At 70.8% G+C, this 17,477-nt stretch carries 18 protein-coding genes; 4 read left to right on the top strand and 14 right to left on the bottom strand.

Annotation, left to right across the window (positions count from 1 at the left end; translation table 11 throughout):
- Positions 1–30: 30 nt before the first annotated feature.
- The gene (locus tag AB0D27_RS34320) at positions 31–1,638 is read left to right on the top strand and encodes a fused response regulator/phosphatase (protein ID WP_362516441.1); all 1,608 of its coding nucleotides are present in this window, start codon (positions 31–33) and stop codon (positions 1,636–1,638) included.
- Between the two features lie 28 nt (positions 1,639–1,666).
- The gene (locus AB0D27_RS34325) at positions 1,667–2,023 is read left to right on the top strand and encodes a 5-carboxymethyl-2-hydroxymuconate Delta-isomerase (protein WP_362516443.1); all 357 of its coding nucleotides are present in this window, start codon (positions 1,667–1,669) and stop codon (positions 2,021–2,023) included.
- Between the two features lie 3 nt (positions 2,024–2,026).
- On the opposite strand, the gene AB0D27_RS34330 is transcribed toward AB0D27_RS34325, so the two are convergent.
- From AB0D27_RS34330 to AB0D27_RS34350, 5 genes are all read right to left on the bottom strand, one after another.
- The gene (locus tag AB0D27_RS34330; protein ID WP_362516445.1) at positions 2,027–2,737 is read right to left on the bottom strand and encodes a TetR/AcrR family transcriptional regulator; all 711 of its coding nucleotides are present in this window, start codon (positions 2,735–2,737) and stop codon (positions 2,027–2,029) included.
- Between the two features lie 56 nt (positions 2,738–2,793).
- On the bottom strand, positions 2,794–3,837 hold the full coding sequence (locus AB0D27_RS34335) for a PDR/VanB family oxidoreductase (protein WP_362516447.1): 1,044 nt from the start codon (positions 3,835–3,837) through the stop codon (positions 2,794–2,796).
- The gene (locus AB0D27_RS34340) at positions 3,837–4,742 is read right to left on the bottom strand and encodes a metal-dependent hydrolase (RefSeq protein ID WP_362516449.1); all 906 of its coding nucleotides are present in this window, start codon (positions 4,740–4,742) and stop codon (positions 3,837–3,839) included. The genes AB0D27_RS34335 and AB0D27_RS34340 overlap by 1 nt, the downstream gene beginning before the upstream one ends.
- A 246-nt stretch (positions 4,743–4,988) precedes the next feature.
- Positions 4,989–6,920, bottom strand: coding sequence for a hypothetical protein (locus AB0D27_RS34345; protein ID WP_362516451.1), 1,932 nt, complete (start codon positions 6,918–6,920; stop codon positions 4,989–4,991).
- 49 nt (positions 6,921–6,969) lie between these two features.
- Complete coding sequence (locus AB0D27_RS34350; protein ID WP_362516453.1) at positions 6,970–7,488, bottom strand: tetratricopeptide repeat protein; 519 nt, start codon at positions 7,486–7,488, stop codon at positions 6,970–6,972.
- A 138-nt stretch (positions 7,489–7,626) separates the two neighbouring features.
- Here AB0D27_RS34350 and AB0D27_RS34355 point away from each other — a divergent pair, with 138 nt between their 5' ends.
- On the top strand, positions 7,627–8,088 hold the full coding sequence (locus AB0D27_RS34355) for a hypothetical protein (RefSeq protein ID WP_362516455.1): 462 nt from the start codon (positions 7,627–7,629) through the stop codon (positions 8,086–8,088).
- A 68-nt stretch (positions 8,089–8,156) separates the two neighbouring features.
- On the opposite strand, the gene AB0D27_RS34360 is transcribed toward AB0D27_RS34355, so the two are convergent.
- From AB0D27_RS34360 to AB0D27_RS34400, 9 genes are all read right to left on the bottom strand, one after another.
- The gene (locus tag AB0D27_RS34360; RefSeq protein WP_362516457.1) at positions 8,157–9,722 is read right to left on the bottom strand and encodes a DUF1996 domain-containing protein; all 1,566 of its coding nucleotides are present in this window, start codon (positions 9,720–9,722) and stop codon (positions 8,157–8,159) included.
- Between the two features lie 232 nt (positions 9,723–9,954).
- A complete protein-coding gene (locus AB0D27_RS34365) occupies positions 9,955–10,611 on the bottom strand; it encodes a response regulator transcription factor (RefSeq protein ID WP_362516459.1) in 657 nt (218 codons plus the stop codon).
- Complete coding sequence (locus AB0D27_RS34370) at positions 10,596–11,867, bottom strand: sensor domain-containing protein (protein WP_362516461.1); 1,272 nt, start codon at positions 11,865–11,867, stop codon at positions 10,596–10,598. The genes AB0D27_RS34365 and AB0D27_RS34370 overlap by 16 nt, the downstream gene beginning before the upstream one ends.
- A gap of 252 nt (positions 11,868–12,119) precedes the next feature.
- The gene (locus tag AB0D27_RS34375; RefSeq protein WP_362516463.1) at positions 12,120–13,112 is read right to left on the bottom strand and encodes an NAD-dependent epimerase/dehydratase family protein; all 993 of its coding nucleotides are present in this window, start codon (positions 13,110–13,112) and stop codon (positions 12,120–12,122) included.
- Between the two features lie 101 nt (positions 13,113–13,213).
- Positions 13,214–13,798, bottom strand: coding sequence for a winged helix-turn-helix domain-containing protein (locus tag AB0D27_RS34380; RefSeq protein ID WP_362516465.1), 585 nt, complete (start codon positions 13,796–13,798; stop codon positions 13,214–13,216).
- 118 nt (positions 13,799–13,916) lie between these two features.
- Complete coding sequence (locus AB0D27_RS34385; RefSeq protein WP_362516467.1) at positions 13,917–14,153, bottom strand: hypothetical protein; 237 nt, start codon at positions 14,151–14,153, stop codon at positions 13,917–13,919.
- 160 nt (positions 14,154–14,313) lie between these two features.
- Positions 14,314–15,342 (bottom strand): glutamine synthetase, encoded by a 1,029-nt coding sequence (gene glnII / locus AB0D27_RS34390; protein ID WP_362516468.1) that lies wholly within the window; start codon positions 15,340–15,342, stop codon positions 14,314–14,316.
- A 382-nt stretch (positions 15,343–15,724) separates the two neighbouring features.
- On the bottom strand, positions 15,725–16,399 hold the full coding sequence (locus tag AB0D27_RS34395; protein WP_362516470.1) for a hypothetical protein: 675 nt from the start codon (positions 16,397–16,399) through the stop codon (positions 15,725–15,727).
- Between the two features lie 126 nt (positions 16,400–16,525).
- Complete coding sequence (locus tag AB0D27_RS34400; RefSeq protein ID WP_362516472.1) at positions 16,526–16,885, bottom strand: arsenate reductase family protein; 360 nt, start codon at positions 16,883–16,885, stop codon at positions 16,526–16,528.
- A gap of 164 nt (positions 16,886–17,049) precedes the next feature.
- Here AB0D27_RS34400 and AB0D27_RS34405 point away from each other — a divergent pair, with 164 nt between their 5' ends.
- Entirely contained in the window at positions 17,050–17,358 is a 309-nt protein-coding gene (locus AB0D27_RS34405; protein WP_362516473.1) for a hypothetical protein, read from the top strand.
- Positions 17,359–17,477: the final 119 nt, after the last annotated feature.

Consider the following 17,477-nt stretch of genomic DNA (forward strand, 5'->3'; position numbering starts at 1 on the left):
GCCAACCGCGCGGTCCGAAGGGCTGTTCACATGGATGGCAACGACACCGGGTCCACCGTGATGGTGGTCGACGACACGGCGTCCAACCGCTATGCGATGGGCGCCGTGCTCAGCCGTGCCGGGCACAGCGTCATCCCCGTGGCCAGCGCCGGCGAGGCGCTCGTCGAACTCGACGTACGACTGCGCGCGGGCGGCCTGCCCGACGTGGCCCTGGTGGACGTCGGACTGCCGGACATGAACGGCTTCGAGCTGTGCCGCAGACTCAAGGCACGGCCGCCCACGGCGGCGCTGCCCGTCGTGCACTTCTCCGCCGTCTCCGCCGGAGCCGCCTACCGCTGCCGTGGCCTGGACGCCGGGGGCGAGGCCTACTTGACGGTGCCCGCGGAGCCGGAGGAAATACAGGCGGTGGTACGCGCCGCGGTGCGCGGTGCCCGGACGCGCCGCGGAGCCGAAGCGCTCGTGGAACGGCTGACGCTGCTGTCCGAGACGATCGTCTCCGTGCAGGCGGCGCGCTGTCTGCGGGAACTCGCCGACGCCGCCGCCGAGGGCACCGCCCGGCTCACCGGCTCGCCCGCCGCCGTGTTCGTCCTCGCCGAGGACGGCGAACTGTACCGGGGCATGTCCCGCAACCGGGCCAGAACCGCGCTGCCGGACCCCAGCGCGCACGACAGCGTGGCCCGGCTGATCCGCCATATGACGGCCGGCCATCCCGAGGCGCGCAGCGCCGTGGTCCCCGCCCCGCTGTGGCCCGCGGGATTCTTCCGGCCCGGCGCACCCGATGACGCACGGCTCGTACTGGCCCTGACCCACGACGGCAAGACACCGGTGTGTCTGGCCACCCCCGCGCGCGGTGGGCGCGACGGGTCGGTGGACACGGACGCCCTGGTGGCCCGGCTCGCCCAGGCCACCGCACTGGCCGCGGAGCCGCTGCTCATGTACCAGGTGGAGCGCCATGTCGCGCTCACCCTGCAACACAGCTTCCTGCCGCAGAGACTGCCCGAGCTGCCGGGCGTCGAGGTCGTCGTCCGGTATGAGCCCGCCTCCCGGCAGGCCGAGATCGGCGGCGACTTCTACGCCGCTCTGCGCACACCGGACGGGCTGCTCACCGCCGTCGGTGACGTCGTCGGGCACTCGCTGGACGCGGCCACCGTGATGGTCGAGATCCGGCACGCCCTGCGCGCCTACTGCGTCGAGGACCCCGACCCCGGAGTGCTGGCCCGGCGCCTTGACCGGATGCTCCAGCACTACCATCCCGACCTCACGGCCACCGTCTGCCTGACCCTGGTCGACCCGGCGAGCGGGCGCATCCGGATCGCCAACGCGGGCCACATCGCCCCGCTGATCATCGGCGATGACGGCACCGCCGGCTATGTGAAGGCCGGCGGCCCGCTGCTCGGCCTCGGCCTGGACCGCCCGCCGCCCACCGAGGCCGTCCTGATGCCCACCGACCGGCTCCTCATGGTCACCGACGGCCTCATCGAGACCCGCGGCACGGACCTGGAGGTCTCCCTCGAACAGCTGCGCACCGCCGCGGCCGCCGCCCCACCCGGCACGGCCGCCCTCTGCGACACCCTGCTCGACTGCTTCGGCCGGGACAGGGAGGACGACATCGCGCTCCTGGCGCTGCGGCTAGGGTGATCGGGAATCCCCTGGAACAGGAGTGCCCATGCCGCAGATCACCGTCGACTACTCCGCGCCGCTCGAGGACGCCTTCGACCGGCGCGGGTTCGCGCTCGCCCTGCACGCGGAGGTGGTCGAGACGGCGGCCGCGAAGATCGGGGCGTGCAAGACGCAGTTCCGCCGGACCGAGGACACCGTGGTCGGCGCCGACACCGACGGGCACGCCATCGTCCACGTCACTCTCGCTCTGCTGGCCGGCCGGACCGACGAGACCAAGGGGAAACTGACCGAGGCCGTACTGGAGCTGCTGAAGACGCACGTGAAGCCGGCCGAGGGCCTTGAGCTGCACGCCTCCGCGGAGGTGCGTGATCTCGACCCGTCGTACCGCAAGTTCGAGGCGTAGTACTCAGAAGGCTGACGCCGCCGGAGGCGAGGCCAGCGCGATCAGCCGGACGACGAGGTCGCTGAACGGTCCGTCGCCCGGCTCGTCCCCCAGCCCCTTGCGCAGCAGCTCGCTCACCTCCTCGTCGTACGCGGCGCTCACCGCGGCCAGCGCCGCGAAGTCGTGCACGAGCTGCACCTCCAGCTCGCCGCGCGGAATCCGCCGCCCGTCCAGCCAGATCAGCGCCGTCGACTCGACGAGGGAGATCCAGGAGCGGATCACCAGCTCGAGGCGGGCCGGCGGATTCTCGACCTTGAGATGCGAGAGGATCTGGACGTACGCCGCCTGCCGTACGGCGTCGATCAGGGCGTTGGTGGTGGAGGAGCCGACCGCGGGGCCGCCCCGCATCAGCGCGGCGAAACCGGGCCCGTGGTCGTCCACGAAGTCGAAGAACCGCCGCATCACACGCAGCAGCCGCGCCCCCAGCGGCCCGTCCTGGGGCTCCACGAACCGGCTCGCGAGATCGTCCGCCGCGCGCTGCAACGCCGCCTCGTACAGGCTGAGTTTTCCCGGAAAGTAGTGGTAGACCAGCGGCCGTGAGATGCCCGCGGCCGAGGCTATCTCGTCGATGGAGACCTCGTCGGGCGAGCGTCGGCTGAACAGTTCGAGGGCGACGCCGATCAACTGCTGCCGCCGCTCGTCGACACCCATCCTGCGGCGTACCCCGGTTGTCATGCGAACACCTTACCGATCGGATCCGGCCCGGAACGGGCCGGTCCGGCCACGGTCGTTCACATATCCAACACGATTCGCTCACCGCGTGTCCGCGATACACAGATCAGCATCGACCGATCACGCTCCGCATCGGTCAACAGTTCGTCCCGGTGCTCGATCTCCCCGGCCAGGACCCGCTGTTGGCAGGTTCCGCAGAACCCCTGCTCGCAGGAGTACGCCGTGTCGGGAAGCACCGCGCGGACGGCGGCGAGGACGCTGGAGTCGGCGGGCACGGTCACGGTACGTCCGCTGCGGCGCAGTTCGACCTCGAAGGCGCCGTTGCCGTCGGTGGACGTGCGGGGCGCGAAGCGCTCCAGGTGGAGTGTCGCGCCCTTGGGGAGGCGGGATGCGACGGCGGTCAGCAGCCCCTCCGGTCCGCAGCAGTAGACGGCCGTGCCGTCCGGCAGGTCCGCGAAGAGCGCGTCGAGATCGGGCAGCCCGTCCTCGTCCTCGGCCACGACCGTGACCCGGTCCAGCTTCTCGATCTCGTCCAGGAACGGCATGGAAGCGCGACTGCGACCGCCGTACAACAGCCGCCGTTCCACGTCTTCTCCAAGCCCCCGCACCATGGGCAGGATCGGCGTGATCCCGATGCCGCCCGCGACGAAGACGTACGCGGGTGCGTCAATGAGGGGGAATCGGTTGCGCGGCCCGCGTACCTCGACCGTCAAGCCCTCGCGCAGCCCCTCGTGCACCTCGCGCGACCCGCCGCGCCCGTCCTCGGCCAGCCGTGTCGCGACGGTGTACGACGAGGTGTCCGCCGGGTCCCCACACAGCGAGTACTGCCGTACGAGCCCCGACGGCAGCACCAGATCGAGATGCGCGCCCGGCTCCCAGCGCGGCAAGTCCCGCCCTTCCAGGCGCAGTTGTACGACCCCGTCGGCGACCCGCTCGTGCCGGGTGACCCGCAGCCGCAGCGCCCGGGAACGCGGCCGGCCGGAGATCGGCTCCTCCAGGGCGGGCAGCGGCCACAGCGGCGAGGCTCCGATCCGGCGGCGCATCGCCCGTCTGACGAGCAGGGCGGCACCGGCGACGGCCACGACGGTCAGCGGCCGGGGCATCACGCCACCCCCCGTTCCGCCGCCGTCGCCGCGGGGGAGGAGGCGAGATAGGCGACCGCCTGCTCGGTGGAGCCCTCCTGGGAGGGGTGATAGGCGCGGCTGAGATAGCGGGGGATGGACTTGAGCATGTCCCCGGCGGTCGGCAGCACGCCCTGCTTCCCGCTCACGTAGAAGTCCTTGAAGCTCGCCCGGCCCGCCGTCAGCGTCGGATCGTTCTCCATGAAGAAGCGCGTCCCGCGCTGCCACAGGAAGACCAGTGCGGTGAAGGCGGTCGCCCAGGTCCGCGCGCGCCGCCGGTAGCCCCCGTCGACGTGCATGAAGAGCTCGAACGCCACCGACCGGTGCTCGACCTCCTCCGCGCCGTGCCAGCGCAGCAGGTCCAGCATGGTCGGATCGGCGCCGCGCCGGTCCAACTCCTCGGCGTTCAGCACCCAGTTGCCGAGGAAGGCCGTGTAGTGCTCGATCGCCGCGATGATGGCGACCCGCTCCAGCAGCCACCACTTCCTGGCCCTGCCTGGTGGCAGCGTGCGGTCGCCGAGCAGCTTCTCGAAGAGCCAGTCGACCTGGGCGGTGTACGGCGTCGGATCGAGCCCCAGTTCCCTGACATGCGGCAGCACCTCGTCGTGGGCCTGCGCGTGCATCGCCTCCTGCCCGATGAACCCGATGACGTCCTCGCGCAGCCGCTCGTCCCGGATCAGGGGCAACACCTGCTTGTACACATGCACGAACCACCGCTCACCGGCCGGCAGCAGCAGGTGCAGCACATTGATCGTGTGCGTGGCGAACGGGTCGCCCGGCACCCAGTGCAACGGCGTGTCCTCCCACGAGAACGACACCTTCCGCGCCTTGAGCGGTATCCGTTCGGACTCGACGGGCCGGGGCAGCCGGGCCTGCTTGTTAGACATGCTGTCAATGTACTGACGGGTAAGTCCGCAGGGAACCCTCGTGTGGAGAGTTCCTCGTCGTCCTCGGCGGTGCGTAGCCATCCCACCAACCCCGGCAAGGTGACCGTCCTGTGCGGCGGCCCCCGGCGGGCTGGGAAGCGGCGCCACCGCGTTCAACCTGGTCCTTCGACCGCTGACGGACCCCCGGGCCCCCAGGGCTGTCGGCAAACTCCCGTCTGCCGCGCGAGCCATGCACCCGCGGCGCGGCTACCGCAGCGCGTCGATCGAACTGCCGTCGCTGAGCGTCCCCTTGAGGTCCGCCTGGGCGCCCCGCTTGGTCGGTACGGCGAGCAGGGCGCCCTGGGACGCCCCGCGCGCGCCGCCCGTCGCCCGGATCGACTCGGTGTCGCGGCTGCCCGCCGCCAGCAGGTACCAGGACCCCGCCGCCGACTTCCACAGCACCCCGGCCAGTACATGGGGGTCACGGGAGCCGCACGCGGGTGAGTTCTCGGCCTTCGCCGCGACCGCCCCGTACGCACCGCCGGGGGTGTGGAACTGCGCGAGCACCCGGGTGCCGCCGCCCCGCCAGGTGTCGGCCCGGGTGCACACCCAGTCGGCGCTGCCGCCGGCGTCGGGCAGCGGCTGCCGCGTGTACTGCCAGGCGTTCACGGAGCGCACGCCCTGCGAGCGCACGGAGGCGAGGGAGCAGGCGAACGGAGCCCAGCCGTGCAGTCTCTCGGAGGTGGACGCCTCGTGGGGCGCCGAGGGCCGGCCCGAGGTGAGCCGGGCCGGGGTCAGCTCTCCGAGGTCGGTCAGCACATGGGTGCCCGAGCCGTCCTTCAGCTGCAGCACGTTCCACGACGTGCAGGTGCCGGTCCGCTGGGCAGGACCGGCCAGCGGAGAGGTGACGCCGTCGGCCGAAGGGCCGAGGTCCATCGCGCCGGAGTTCGGCTTCATCAGATCCCGCTCGGCGGCCTTGGTCACCCAAGGGGCCGTCAGGTAGCGGACATTGCCGTCGGCCCGGTCCAGGACCACGGCGCTCGCCTCGGCGCCGGTCGCCCCGTCGACGCGCGCGAAATCGAGGGCGGCGCCGCTCGTGCCGTCCTTCGGCTCGGCATAGCGCGCGATGCGCAGACCGTCGTAGAGGATCACCACGCGCGCCTGGTCGACCTCGCCCGCGTACAGCAGCTGCGGTGGTCCGGGCGGGGCCCCCGACGGGGTGCCGGGGGTCGCCGAGACCTGCACGGACTTGCCGGGTCGCGCCCACACGGCGAGCGCGCGCCGCAGGAGTGCGGTGTCCCCGGCGAGGTTCCCGCGCGCGGGCCACACGGAGAAGTCGGTGCGCGCGGAGGACTCCCAGGCCGTGGCCGGCACCCGGGTCAACTTGCCCGGATCAAGGGCGGCTTCGGCCGCCGGGTTCTGCGCGTACGAGGGGGCCGCGGCGCCGTCGGGACCCCAGCCGTCGCCGGGCAGACCGAGGAGCGCGCCGCACACGGCGACGGCCGCGGCGGCGGCGAGGGCGGCCTTCATATGCTGCCTGCGCCGCATCAGATCGGTGGGCCGGGCGTGCAGCGAACAGGGGTCGAACTCGGGGGAGTTGAGCAGGGACTCCTGAGCCTCGACCCCCTCGGCCTCCGTGAGCGCCGCGCCCGGGTCCTCGACGCCCGCCGCCGTCAGCACCTTCCGGGTATGCGCGTCGGACAGCTTCTCCAGGCCGCGCAGCACATACGCGGCACGGGCGGGCCCGGACAGCGCGGACAGCCGCTGGTCCAGGGCGAGTTCGTCGGCTCCGCCCGAGCGGGGGAAAAGCCTGAGGCCCCATACCTGAGGGAGGAGAGGCGGCAGCTGGGACCGCTTGGGCCAGGCCCGCCGCTTCAGCGGCAGGCCCGCCTCCAGGGCCGTACGCACCACTTGGAGGCGCACGAAGGCGTAGCCCGGGTCGCTGTCGCGTCCGCCGCCGCCCTGCTGGGCCGGGATGACCGACGCGTCACCCGACGTACGGCCCCGCGGCAGCGCGCGCTGGGTGAGGGCGTGCGCGGTCAGCACCCGGCGGTTGCGGCCCAGGCTCGGCGGCAGCACCAGATAGGCGAGCCGGACCAGCCGCGGATAGTGCTCGACGAGCGCGGCCTCGACCTGCTCGACGTCGACGACCGGTCCTGAGGAGGGTGCGGGGCGCGGGGCTACATCCTGTGACTGCACGTTCAGCAAAACGAGCGAATCGGTGGATGGTCACCGGCCCCGTGGCGGGTCAGTCCTCGGGCTCCACGAGCAGGCGCGCGTAGTTCGCCATCGACCGCTGGTAGCGCGGCAGATGGGGGGCGAGGGCGCCGATCACGAGGGAGAGGCCCTCGCGCTCGCGCCCGAGGTCGGCGAGGCAGAGCGCGAGGCACGCGCGTACCGCGTCGTCCAGCTCGTCGGGCGGGCCGTCGAGTTCGCGTGTGAGCAGCTTGACGCCCTCGTCCGCCTGTCCGATGTTCCGCAGCGAACTGGAGAGCTGGATCTTGGCGCGCCGGCCCTTGTACCCGCTCAGGCCGCGCGCGAGCGCCTCCCGGTACAGCGGCACCGCCTTGTCCGAGTGCCCCGTCGAGTCCCAGGCGCAGGCCTCCTCGAACGGACCCAGGGGACTGTCGGCCGGCAGTTCGGCCACCAGCGCGTCGATCACGGCCCGGAAGTCCGCCGCGTCCGCTTCTTCGTAGTCGTCGAACGTGCCCCACGCGGCCGCCGTACGCTCTTCCCAGTCTTCGTTCACGGGAGCACCCTCGCACACCAGTGCCCCGGCGGCATCGGCTTTACCTCCGCCGGACGGCGGCCGATTGAGCGCGGGGCGCGCGGGAGCCGTATCGAACGGCAGAGCCCTCGCCGGGGCTCTTATCGGCGTGAGCGCCGACAGGTACCGGAGGAACGTATGAGGTTGACACGCGAGAAACTTCTGGCCGGGGCGGCCGTGGCCCTGCTGGCGCTGACCGGCTGCGGCGGATCGGGCGACAAGGGGGCCGCCGACCAGGAGACGGTCCCGGCCACGGCGACCGGCAGCCTGGAGGACCTGGCGGCCGAGGTGAAGTGCAAGCCGGACATCCAGACGGACGCGGACGAGATCCGCCAGGGCGTCTGCAAGATCAGCGACGGCAAGTTCATCCTGGCGACTTTCGCCACCGACCGGGGCCAGCGCGAGTGGCTCAACGGGGCCAAGGACTACGGCGGTTCGTATCTCGTCGGCGCGAAGTGGGTCGCCGTCGGGGACCAGAAGATGGTCACGACGCTGCGCGGCCAGCTCGGCGGAACCGTGGAGGAGGGGGCCTCGCACCACTCGGGAGGCAGCGGTGGTGGGGGGACCGAGACCGCGCACTCCGGTCACGCCGGGGGCTGACCGCGCAGGACTTTGGGGGTAGAGGAAAGCCGGTGGCGGGATTCCCCGCCACCGGCTCTCTCAGTGGGTTACTTGCAGCGCTGGCCGTTGTTGATGCAGGTGACCACCTTGTTCATCAGGTTCTCGTCGAAGACGTTGATGAAGTCGTCGTGGTCGGTGATCGCCTTGTGCAGCTGCTCCTGGAAGCCGTCGACGGCGTACGGGTTCTTCACGACCCCGTTCGCGATGGTCGGCGCCGGAACGCTGTACACCAGACGCATCGTCAGCTGCGGAATCGCCTTGAAGCCATTGGCGCAGTTGCCGCCCGCGTCGGCGAAGGCCACGTGGGTGCGGTGGTTGGCGCTGTCGATGTTCTGGCCGTCCCAGCAGCTCTGGAACTTGAAGGTCCGCACCACATTGCTGCCGGAGGGGCAGATCGGGTACTTGTCCGTCAGCTGCACCTTGTTCTCGAAGCCGGTGCAGCTCCAGTGCGCGTTGGCATTGGCGGGGCCGTTGGTGAAGGCCTTGGCGTCGCCGGTGATGATGCGCAGGAACTTCGGCATCGCGACGACCTTGCTCTTCGCGTTGCCGACGAACTTGATCTGCGCGGACTTGGCCTGCAGGACCTTACCGGCGTTGCCTTCCGTGCCCCCGCCGGCGTTGTTCTGGTCGAAGTCCTGCGTGCCGTCCTGCACACGCAGCACCGGCCAGTAGTACGACGACTTGTCGCCCTGGTTCGCGCAGCTGGTCTGGGCCGCGGCGAACGTGTCGTTGTTGGCGAAGGCGTCGTTCGACTGGTTGCCGACGTAGTCGTGCAGGTGGTGGGCGCCGTTGCTGACACCGGGCGCCACGATCACGTTGTCGGTGTTGAACTTCTTGTTGGCGTTCACACCGCAGGAACTCGTGAACGTGCCGGACGAACCGCCGGCCCGGGTCCGGGCCTTCTGGGCGACATTCGCCTGGACCTGCGTGATGTCGACGAAGTCGGCGGCGGCGGGACCGTTACCGGCCTGACCGCCGTTGCCGGCCTGCTGACCGCCGTTGCCCGCCGGCTGACTGGCCGATGCCGACGCGCTGGGGGCCGGGGAGGCGCTGGCCTGGCCGCCGTTGTTCTGGCCGCCGTTGTTCTGGCCGCCGTTGTTCTGGCCGTTGTTGTTCCAGCCGCCGGCGTTGGTCTGGGCCTGGTCGGCGGGGGTTGCGGTACAGGCGGCGAGACCGTCCAGCGAACCCGGGGCGGTGGCCCAGGCCCGCTTGAAGTCGATCTTGATCCGGCCGATGACCGCGGTCCGCTTCTCCTTGAGCGGGCCCAGGATGGCGTTCTGGACGAAGCCCGCGTCGTTGGTCTGGGCCTGCCGTGTGGAGGCCAGCCGGGCGTAGGCCTCGGTGATCTGCTTGTCGAGGTTCGCCAGCTCTTTGGCCACGCCCCACTTCGCCGCGTTCGGCACATTGGTCAACTGCTGCCCCACGTCGGGGCAGCTGATGGTGGCCACCTGAGCGGCGGCGGCCTTGGTGGTGTTGGGAGATGAGTTCTCCTCGTGTGCCGAAGCGTAGAAATTCGCCCAGATCAGCCCACCCCCACCGATCGCGAGAGCTGCCGACGCGGCCACGGCGCGAACGGCCAGCGGCGAACGGCGTTTTCGAATGTTGCGTCCCATGGAACTCCTCTGACTTCCTTGCGGGGCAGCGAGGCGCCCGACAGGAGTGAAGCGGCTCCCTCTCATACGCAGGGGGCGCGTGAGGCGTTCAGAAACCTAGGAAAATCTTAGAAGTTCATGAGGTCAATTCCGGCGCAAGGGTCCCAGAAGCCCGCGAAATAACGGGAGTTGATCTTCCGTAACAGGTTTGAACGAGGGTTTTTTGAATTATGTTCAGCGCCGCCGACCGGATTCATCGATCGCCCCGGTCCAGATAGGCGAGCACCGCGAGGACGCGTCGGTTGTCGTCGTCGGAGACCTCAAGTCCCAGCTTGGCGAAGATGTTGGAGGTGTGCTTGGCGATCGCCCGCTCCGTGACAACGAGTTGGCCGGCGATCGCCGCGTTCGACCGCCCCTGCGCCATCAGTTCGAGCACCTCCAGCTCGCGCGGCGTGAGCCGTCCGAGCGGCTGGTCGACGGTGGACCGCCGCGACAGCAACTGCTGAATCACCTGCGGGTCCATCGCCGTACCCCCCGCCGCGACCCTTCGCACGGCGTCGATGAACTGCTCCGCGTCGAAGACCCGGTCCTTGAGCAGATAGCCGACCCCGCCCGCGCCGTCGGCGAGCAGCTCCCGGGCGTACAGCTGCTCCACATGCTGCGACAGTACGAGCACCGGCAGTCCGGGCCGGTCGCGGCGGGCCGCCAGCGCGCACTGCAGCCCCTCGTCCGTGTGTGAGGGCGGCAGCCGTACGTCCACCACGGCCACGTCCGGCTCCAACTCGGCCAGGGCACGGCTGAGTTCGGGGCCGCTCGCGACGGCCGCGGCGATCTCGAAGTCGTACGCCTGGAGCATCCGGACCAGTCCGTCACGCAGCAGGAACAGGTCTTCGGCTAGGACAACGCGCAAGGGATCTCCATGGTGACCATGGTGGGACCGCCCGCGGGGCTGCTGACGGCCAGGACGCCGTCGAATGTACCCAGTCGCCGCTCGACCCCCGCCAGGCCCGTGCCCGCGTCGATCCGTGCGCCGCCCTTGCCGTTGTCGGTGACCGCGAGGCGCAGCATGCCGTCGGCGTGATGGAGGTCGACCCAGACGCGGTCGGCGCCGGAGTGCTTGACCGCGTTGGTCAGTACCTCGCTGAGGGCGAAGTACGCGGCGGACTCGACGGGCGCGTCCGCCCGGCCCGCCAGCTCCACACTCACCTCGCTCACCAGGGGCAGCCGAAGCGCCAACGCCCGTACCGCGTCGCCCAGTCCGCGCTCCGCGAGCACCGGTGGATGGATACCCCGCACGAGATCCCGCAGCTCGGTGAGCGCGTCGGCGGAGGACTTGCGGGCCTGCGCGAGCAACTCCTTGGCCCTGGCCGGATCCTTCTCGATCAGCGCCTCGACGGTCCCCAGATCCATGCCCATCGCGACCAGCCGCGCCTGCGCTCCGTCGTGCAAATCCCGCTCGATGCGGCGCAGTTCGGCCGCCGAGGTGTCCACGGCGTCGCGCCGCGTCTCGGTCAGCACGCGCACCCGCTCGGCGAGCTCGCCGTGACCGGGGGCGAGGACGGCCCGGGTGATCCGGAAGTGGACGCGCAGGAGGAGCGGGGAGAGGCGATAGCCGCCGACGAGGAGTACGGCGGCCAGGGCTCCCGCGAGGAGGGCGGTGCCCTGCCCCGAGACCGGCACGAAGCCGTACCACCAGCCGACGTAGCTGCCGTCCGTGAAGACCCGCCACAGGCCGAGCGCCAGCGCGAATCCCTCGACGGGGTAGAGGACCAGCGCGGCGGGCAGCATCGCGGTGACGAAACCCACGGTCATGTCGAACGGCAGCCAGACCAGATCCCGCCGGGTGGCGGGGTCCCCGAGCATCAGCCGACACCGTGCCCAGGGGGTGGCACCCTCGGGTACGGGACGGTACGCGGCCGGTATCCGTATGCCGGACCACTGGGCGGCGACGATCCGCCGCGCGTTCGCGAAGGCGCGGACCGCGGTCAGTACCCAGGGGGTCGTGACGATTCCCACGCCGGCGGGTATGAGCGCGAGCGACACGGTGGCCAGCACGAAGAGGGTGACCGAGCCGGCCATCCCGACCACGGCGAGCGCCAACCCGCGGGCCCCGCTCACGACCATGTCCCGCGCTCGCGCCTGGATCTCGGTGCGTTGCGTCTCCATGCCGTCAGTCTTGCCGACCGGCCGGGGGCGGGTCACTGGGCCGGGCACCCCGGTGGGGAGTGGTGGTAGCAGCACCTGGCTTCAGCCCGTCCGGCGTTTGAGGACGAGCGCGAAGCGCGACGGGGTCTGGGGGCGGAGCCACCAAGGGGGGACGAGGGGGTCCCCCCTTCTCGAGCGGCAGCCGAGAGTGGGGGAGAGCAGGGGCGGGGGAGGGCAGGCGCGGAGGGGGCGGACGGGGCGGAACACCATCGGTCACAGCCGCAGCAGCTTCGCCTCCAGCTCGGGGTCCAGCCCGACCGCGGGCCGATCAGGACGCCGGGGCGCGACCCCGCCGAGGCCCTGGAGCCACTTCCAGGTATCGGCGACGGTCTCGAGAACGGGCCGGCAGCGGAGCCCGGCGACGACCGCCCGGGAGACATCCGCCGAGTGCAGCGCGGCATGCAGGTCACCCCCACCCGGCACCCACACCGGCAACTGAGTCCACGGCTCGATCCCGGCATCAAGGACCACCTCGGGCTCGGTCCACCGAAGCTCGACCTGGGCCCCGGTGACCCGAACGCACGCGTCGAGCAGCCCTCCCATCGTCGTGTGCCCCGGCGGACTCACGAGGTTGTACGCCCCGCCCAACCCTGCCTCCGCCGCCCCGAGAACCCACCCGGCGAGATCCCGCACATCGACATACTGGAGCGGCAGCTCCCGAGGCCCGGGCGCGAGAACGGGACCGCCCCGCGCGACCCGGTTCAGCCACCAGGGCAGCCGCCCGATGTTCTCGTAGGGCCCGAGGATCAGCCCGGCCCGCACGAGCAGCGCCCCCGCCGAGCCGAAGGCGTCGAGCACGGCCAGCTCCCCGCCCCGCTTGTCCCGCGCGTAGTCGCTCTGCTCCGCGCCCGCGGCCGCGCCCTCCACGAGAGGAGCGTTCTCGTCGTACCCGGCGGAGGGAGGCCACGCGTACACGGAACAACTCGACACGTACACGTACCGGGAAACCCGGCCCGCGAGCAGCCGCGCCGCGTCCCGGACGGCCCGCGGCGCCGCCGACCAGGTGTCGACGACGACATCCCATTCACCGTCGGCAAGCGCCGCGAGCCCGTCGGGAGCGGTGCGGTCGCCCAGCAACGACCGCACCCCGGCAGGGGGTTCGTGCCGTCCTCGGTGGAAGACGGTCACGTCCCAGCCACGGCCGAGCGCCGCCTCCACAACGGCGCGCCCCACGAACTCCGTACCGCCCAGCATCAGAAGTCTCATGCGGACAACTCTGCACGGACGGCCGGGCGGCGGAACGGAAATCTGCTCTCAGAAGATCCGCCGGCAGTGGACGCTGTCACCGGCGGACGATCAACGTGCGGTCAACGCCCGGTCGGCGGCGCGTACTTGTAGCCCACCCGCCGCACGGTCTGGATCGCCTGCCGGTGCTGCGCCCCGAGCTTGCGCCGCAGCCGCGCGACATGGACGTCGACGGTCCGCCCGTCACCCACATGGCCGTAGCCCCACACCGTGGTGACCAGCTGGTCGCGGGTGTGCACCCGGTGCGGATGCGCGACGAGATGCGCCAGCAGCTCGAACTCCAGGTAGGTGAGGTCCAGCGGCTTTCCGTCGACCTCGGCGGTGCGCTGCACGGTGTCGACGCGGACCAGCGGGTCGTCACCGTCGGCGGCCGGGGCGGGCTCGGGCCGGTCCGGCACGGCGACCGGCAGCGCGGGCTGCTGGTCGGCCGGTACGAGGACCAGGTAGCCGATCATCGGCGGCTGCCCCGGCAGTACGGGCAGGGTGTGCTGGGGAGCCGGCAGCCAGGTGGCGCCTGGCGGCAGGAAGTCGGCGACGTCCACCACCTCGTCCCGGTCGACGGCACGCAGTCGGTGCCGGGGCGGGGCGGAGGTCGGAGCAGGAGCGGGGGCCGTCGCGACGGAGGAGAAGGAACGAGTGGTCGCCATGAGAGGTCAGCTCTTTCGCGCGAGAAGTTCGTCGGGAAGGTCGACGACCGCGAGTTCGTGGTCGGGGCCGTCGAGGACGTACGTCGTGCGCGCTGGCCGAAGGCCGGGGTATACGGCGTTAGAGGGCCGGCGCGTTCATCGCGCGGCAACACACCCGGTCGAAGTCGTGATGCTGACGGGAAGGCCAGAAGGGCTCGAGGTCATGGCGACCCGTCGCGGTGTACTTCTGGAAACTGGCCATGGCCCCATTGAAGCAGAAGCCGGGGCCGGGCAGGAGACTTCTCTCAAGGGTCGGACGCTTCCTTGGCGTGAACTTGACGTTGCGTCCCCTTATCCAACCAGCCGTTTGTGCCATGTCAGGGCCGTGACCGTGATCGCGCTGTCCGGGGAGCCGTCCCACTCCGTGGACAGTCCCAGGTGCGGCAGCAGGTGAAGTTCTCACTGGCACGCGCCACTGACAACGCGAGGGGGCGCCCACCACGACGGTGGGCGCCCCCTCGCTCAGGCAGGGTGGATCAGACCTGGCCGGCCTTCTCCAGGGCCGAGCAGCAGGTGTCGACGAGCAGACGCGTCACCACGTACGGGTCGACGTTGGCGTTCGGACGGCGGTCCTCGATGTAACCCTTGCCGTCCTTCTCGACCTGCCACGGGATGCGGACCGAGGCGCCGCGGTTGGAGACGCCGTAGGAGTACTCGTTCCACGGGGCGGTCTCGTGCAGACCGGTCAGGCGGTCGTCGATGCCGGCGCCGTAGTTCTTGACGTGGTCGAGCGGCTTGGAGCCCTCGCCCAGCGACTCGCACGCGGTGATGATCGCGTCGTAGCCCTCGCGCATCGCCTTGGTGGAGAAGTTGGTGTGCGCGCCCGCGCCGTTCCAGTCGCCCTTCACCGGCTTCGGGTCCAGCGTCGCGGAGACGCCGAAGTCCTCGGCGGTGCGGTAGAGCAGCCAGCGGGCCACCCACAGCTGGTCCGAGACCTCCAGCGGCGCCAGCGGGCCGACCTGGAACTCCCACTGACCGGGCATGACCTCGGCGTTGATGCCGGAGATGCCCAGACCCGCCGTGAGGCAGTTCTCGAGGTGCGCCTCGACGACGTCACGACCGAAGATCTCGTCCGCGCCGACACCGCAGTAGTAGCCGCCCTGCGCGGCCGGGAAGCCGCTCTCCGGGAAGCCGAGCGGGCGCGAGCCCTTGAAGAAGGTGTACTCCTGCTCGATGCCGAAGATCGGCTCCTGGGCGCCGAACTTCTCCTCGATCTCGGCGAGCGCGGCACGCGTGTTGGACTCGTGCGGCGTCATGTCGATGTTCAAGACCTCGCACAGGACGAGGACGTCGTCGCCACCGCGGATCGGGTCCGGACAGCTGAAGACCGGCTTGAGTACGCGGTCGGAGGCGTGCCCCTCGGCCTGGTTCGTGGAGGAACCGTCGAAGCCCCAGATCGGCAGTTCTGCACCGTTGGCGTCGTCGCCCAGAATCTTCGTCTTGGAACGGAGCTTGGCCGTCGGCTCGGTGCCGTCGATCCAGATGTACTCAGCCTTGAAGCTCACGGGCCACATCCTTCGGGGTGGGTCTTCGGTCGCACTTGCGGGTGCTGCGGCGCTGCGGCACTGGGGCGCCGCTGGGGATGCCCGGCAGCCTGTCAACAGGCGATTTCCCGATCATTGCCCGAATGTGAACCCCGTGTTACCTGGCCTGTGTGTGCCCGGTTTCACTCGACCCCGGCGGTGGGGGAGCGTGTGCGCGAGAGTGTTCGCGACCGCGATCGCCGGCCCTGCCCCGCGCGCCGTTCCCGCCGCCTCCGGGAGCGACGGCTCGTATGCGATGGGGTTGAGCGCGAGCCCTCCACGTCCCTGCGGCGCATGCGACATGTGTCGGCCCTGCCGCTCCCGAACACCGGGAGCGACAGGGCCTTCGACGCGTGTCCTGCTCTCACCCCACCTTCTCGATAAGGGCCCTGCGGATCAGGAACTTGCCGGGCTCGCGGACCTGCTCGAATGCCGCGTTGTTCAGCAGGGCACAGCTGCCGGAGACCGAGGTGACCTGAACGGTCGTCGACTTGTTGTTGTCCAGGTTGGTGACCTTGAGCTTCGTTCCGGCCGGGAACTGGTTGCTGGACGCGGCCGGGGCGCCGCCCTCGCCGGAGAGCGTGACGGTCGAACCGGCGCACACCTGCTGCCCGGTGGCGGCCCCACCACCACCGGCGTTGTTCGCGGGTGCGGTCTGCGCGGGGGCCGACTGCGCGGGCGCGGACTGTGCGGGCGCGGACTGGGCCGGCTGCGTGGCGGTCTGGGAGCCCTGAGCCGACTCCCCGACCGCGCAACCGGACGCCTTCTGCTGCACCTTGATCTGCGCGATGACGGCCTCGCGGTTGGCGATCCGGGCCGCCGACTGCGCGTCGGGGTTGGCCCGCTGGCCGTCGATGAACTTCTGGTTGTTGCCGAGCGCGGTGGCGAGGCCCTGGCAGACCGTCGAGTCCTGCGCGTTCTGCACCGACGCCGCGTTCGAGGTGGCGGCCAGGGCGAAGGCCCCGCCTCCGGCCACGGCCGCGGCGCTGACCAGCAGGGCCAGCTTCTTCCTGGTGCTGAGAGTTCTCCTACGCGACATGCGCGCCTCCTGGGTGAGGGGAGCGGTACGCCGCTATGTACGAGATACCGAACGAGGTTACTCAACGGTTACAGGAGTCAACTGAAGTGGCGTGAGTCACAAGGGAGTTGGCGTTGCCCGGGGGTGCTACCGGGACAAGGCATCCCGTACCGCCTCGTCGGTGCGCCCCACGACCGCCGTGCCGTCGTCCGCCGTGATGATCGGCCGCTGGATGAGCTTGGGGTGCTCGGACAGCGCCTTGACCCACCGATCCCGCGAACCGGCGTCCCGCGCCCACTCCTTGAGCCCCAGCTCCTTGGCCACGGCTTCCTGGGTCCGCGTGATGTCCCACGGTTCGAGCCCGAGGCGCTCCAGTACGGCGCGGATCTCGTCCTCGGTCGGTACGTCCTCCAGATAGCGGCGGACGGTGTACTCCGCCCCCTCCGCATCAAGCAGACTCACCGCGCTACGGCACTTCGAACAGGCCGGATTGATCCAGATCTCCATGCCGCACACGTTACGCGAGACCTCCCCTCCCACCGGTGTCACGGCACCCCCAAAGTGCTTGTGGCCAGCGGCTTTTGTCAGTGGTCGACGGTAGAATAGAAGCAGTGTTCGAGGGTGTCGCCGGGAAGTCCGGACGGTGCCCTGTCCGCGACAGGAGGATGCCTGTGCCCGCTGCCGCACTGAAGCCGTTGCCCACTCAGTCCACGTCCAAGAGGGCGGTTGTGCTGGAGCTGCCGTACGAGCCCGTGGCGAAGCGACCGCTGCCGCCGGGGCGGCCCCGCGAGTGGTATGTCACGCACAACCGCCGGCTCAAGGCGATGCGTCTCGCGATCGCTCTGCTCGACTCCGGTGTCCATATGCCGAACCAGGCCCGCAACGAGAAGATACGCAGCACCGCGCAACTCATCGGTGTGCACCCCCCGTCGGACACCACGTGCCACATGGTGCGGGCGCTGATGAGGTACGCGCGCTGAGTCCCCCCGTCGGTGCCGGGTGCGCTGCCGTTGGCGGGCACCCGGCACCGGCCGTGCCGTACCCGGGGGCTGCCGCCCCCAGACCCCCGCCGTCGGCCTAACGGCCTCGTCCTCAAACC

The organism is Streptomyces sp. NPDC048415, assembly GCF_040651675.1.
In the GTDB taxonomy this organism is placed as follows: domain Bacteria; phylum Actinomycetota; class Actinomycetes; order Streptomycetales; family Streptomycetaceae; genus Streptomyces.

Bases quoted from the DNA above. Each gene is read 5' to 3' on its own strand.
- AB0D27_RS34320 (WP_362516441.1), top strand. From the start codon at position 31: ATGGATGGCAACGACACCGGGTCCACCGTGATGGTGGTCGACGACACG.
- AB0D27_RS34325 (WP_362516443.1), top strand. From the start codon at position 1,667: ATGCCGCAGATCACCGTCGACTACTCCGCGCCGCTCGAGGACGCCTTC.
- AB0D27_RS34330 (WP_362516445.1), bottom strand. From the start codon at position 2,737: ATGACAACCGGGGTACGCCGCAGGATGGGTGTCGACGAGCGGCGGCAG.
- AB0D27_RS34335 (WP_362516447.1), bottom strand. From the start codon at position 3,837: ATGCCCCGGCCGCTGACCGTCGTGGCCGTCGCCGGTGCCGCCCTGCTC.
- AB0D27_RS34340 (WP_362516449.1), bottom strand. From the start codon at position 4,742: ATGTCTAACAAGCAGGCCCGGCTGCCCCGGCCCGTCGAGTCCGAACGG.
- AB0D27_RS34355 (WP_362516455.1), top strand. From the start codon at position 7,627: ATGAGGTTGACACGCGAGAAACTTCTGGCCGGGGCGGCCGTGGCCCTG.
- AB0D27_RS34360 (WP_362516457.1), bottom strand. From the start codon at position 9,722: ATGGGACGCAACATTCGAAAACGCCGTTCGCCGCTGGCCGTTCGCGCC.
- AB0D27_RS34370 (WP_362516461.1), bottom strand. From the start codon at position 11,867: ATGGAGACGCAACGCACCGAGATCCAGGCGCGAGCGCGGGACATGGTC.
- AB0D27_RS34375 (WP_362516463.1), bottom strand. From the start codon at position 13,112: ATGAGACTTCTGATGCTGGGCGGTACGGAGTTCGTGGGGCGCGCCGTT.
- AB0D27_RS34380 (WP_362516465.1), bottom strand. From the start codon at position 13,798: ATGGCGACCACTCGTTCCTTCTCCTCCGTCGCGACGGCCCCCGCTCCT.
- AB0D27_RS34385 (WP_362516467.1), bottom strand. From the start codon at position 14,153: ATGGCACAAACGGCTGGTTGGATAAGGGGACGCAACGTCAAGTTCACG.
- AB0D27_RS34395 (WP_362516470.1), bottom strand. From the start codon at position 16,399: ATGTCGCGTAGGAGAACTCTCAGCACCAGGAAGAAGCTGGCCCTGCTG.
- AB0D27_RS34400 (WP_362516472.1), bottom strand. From the start codon at position 16,885: ATGGAGATCTGGATCAATCCGGCCTGTTCGAAGTGCCGTAGCGCGGTG.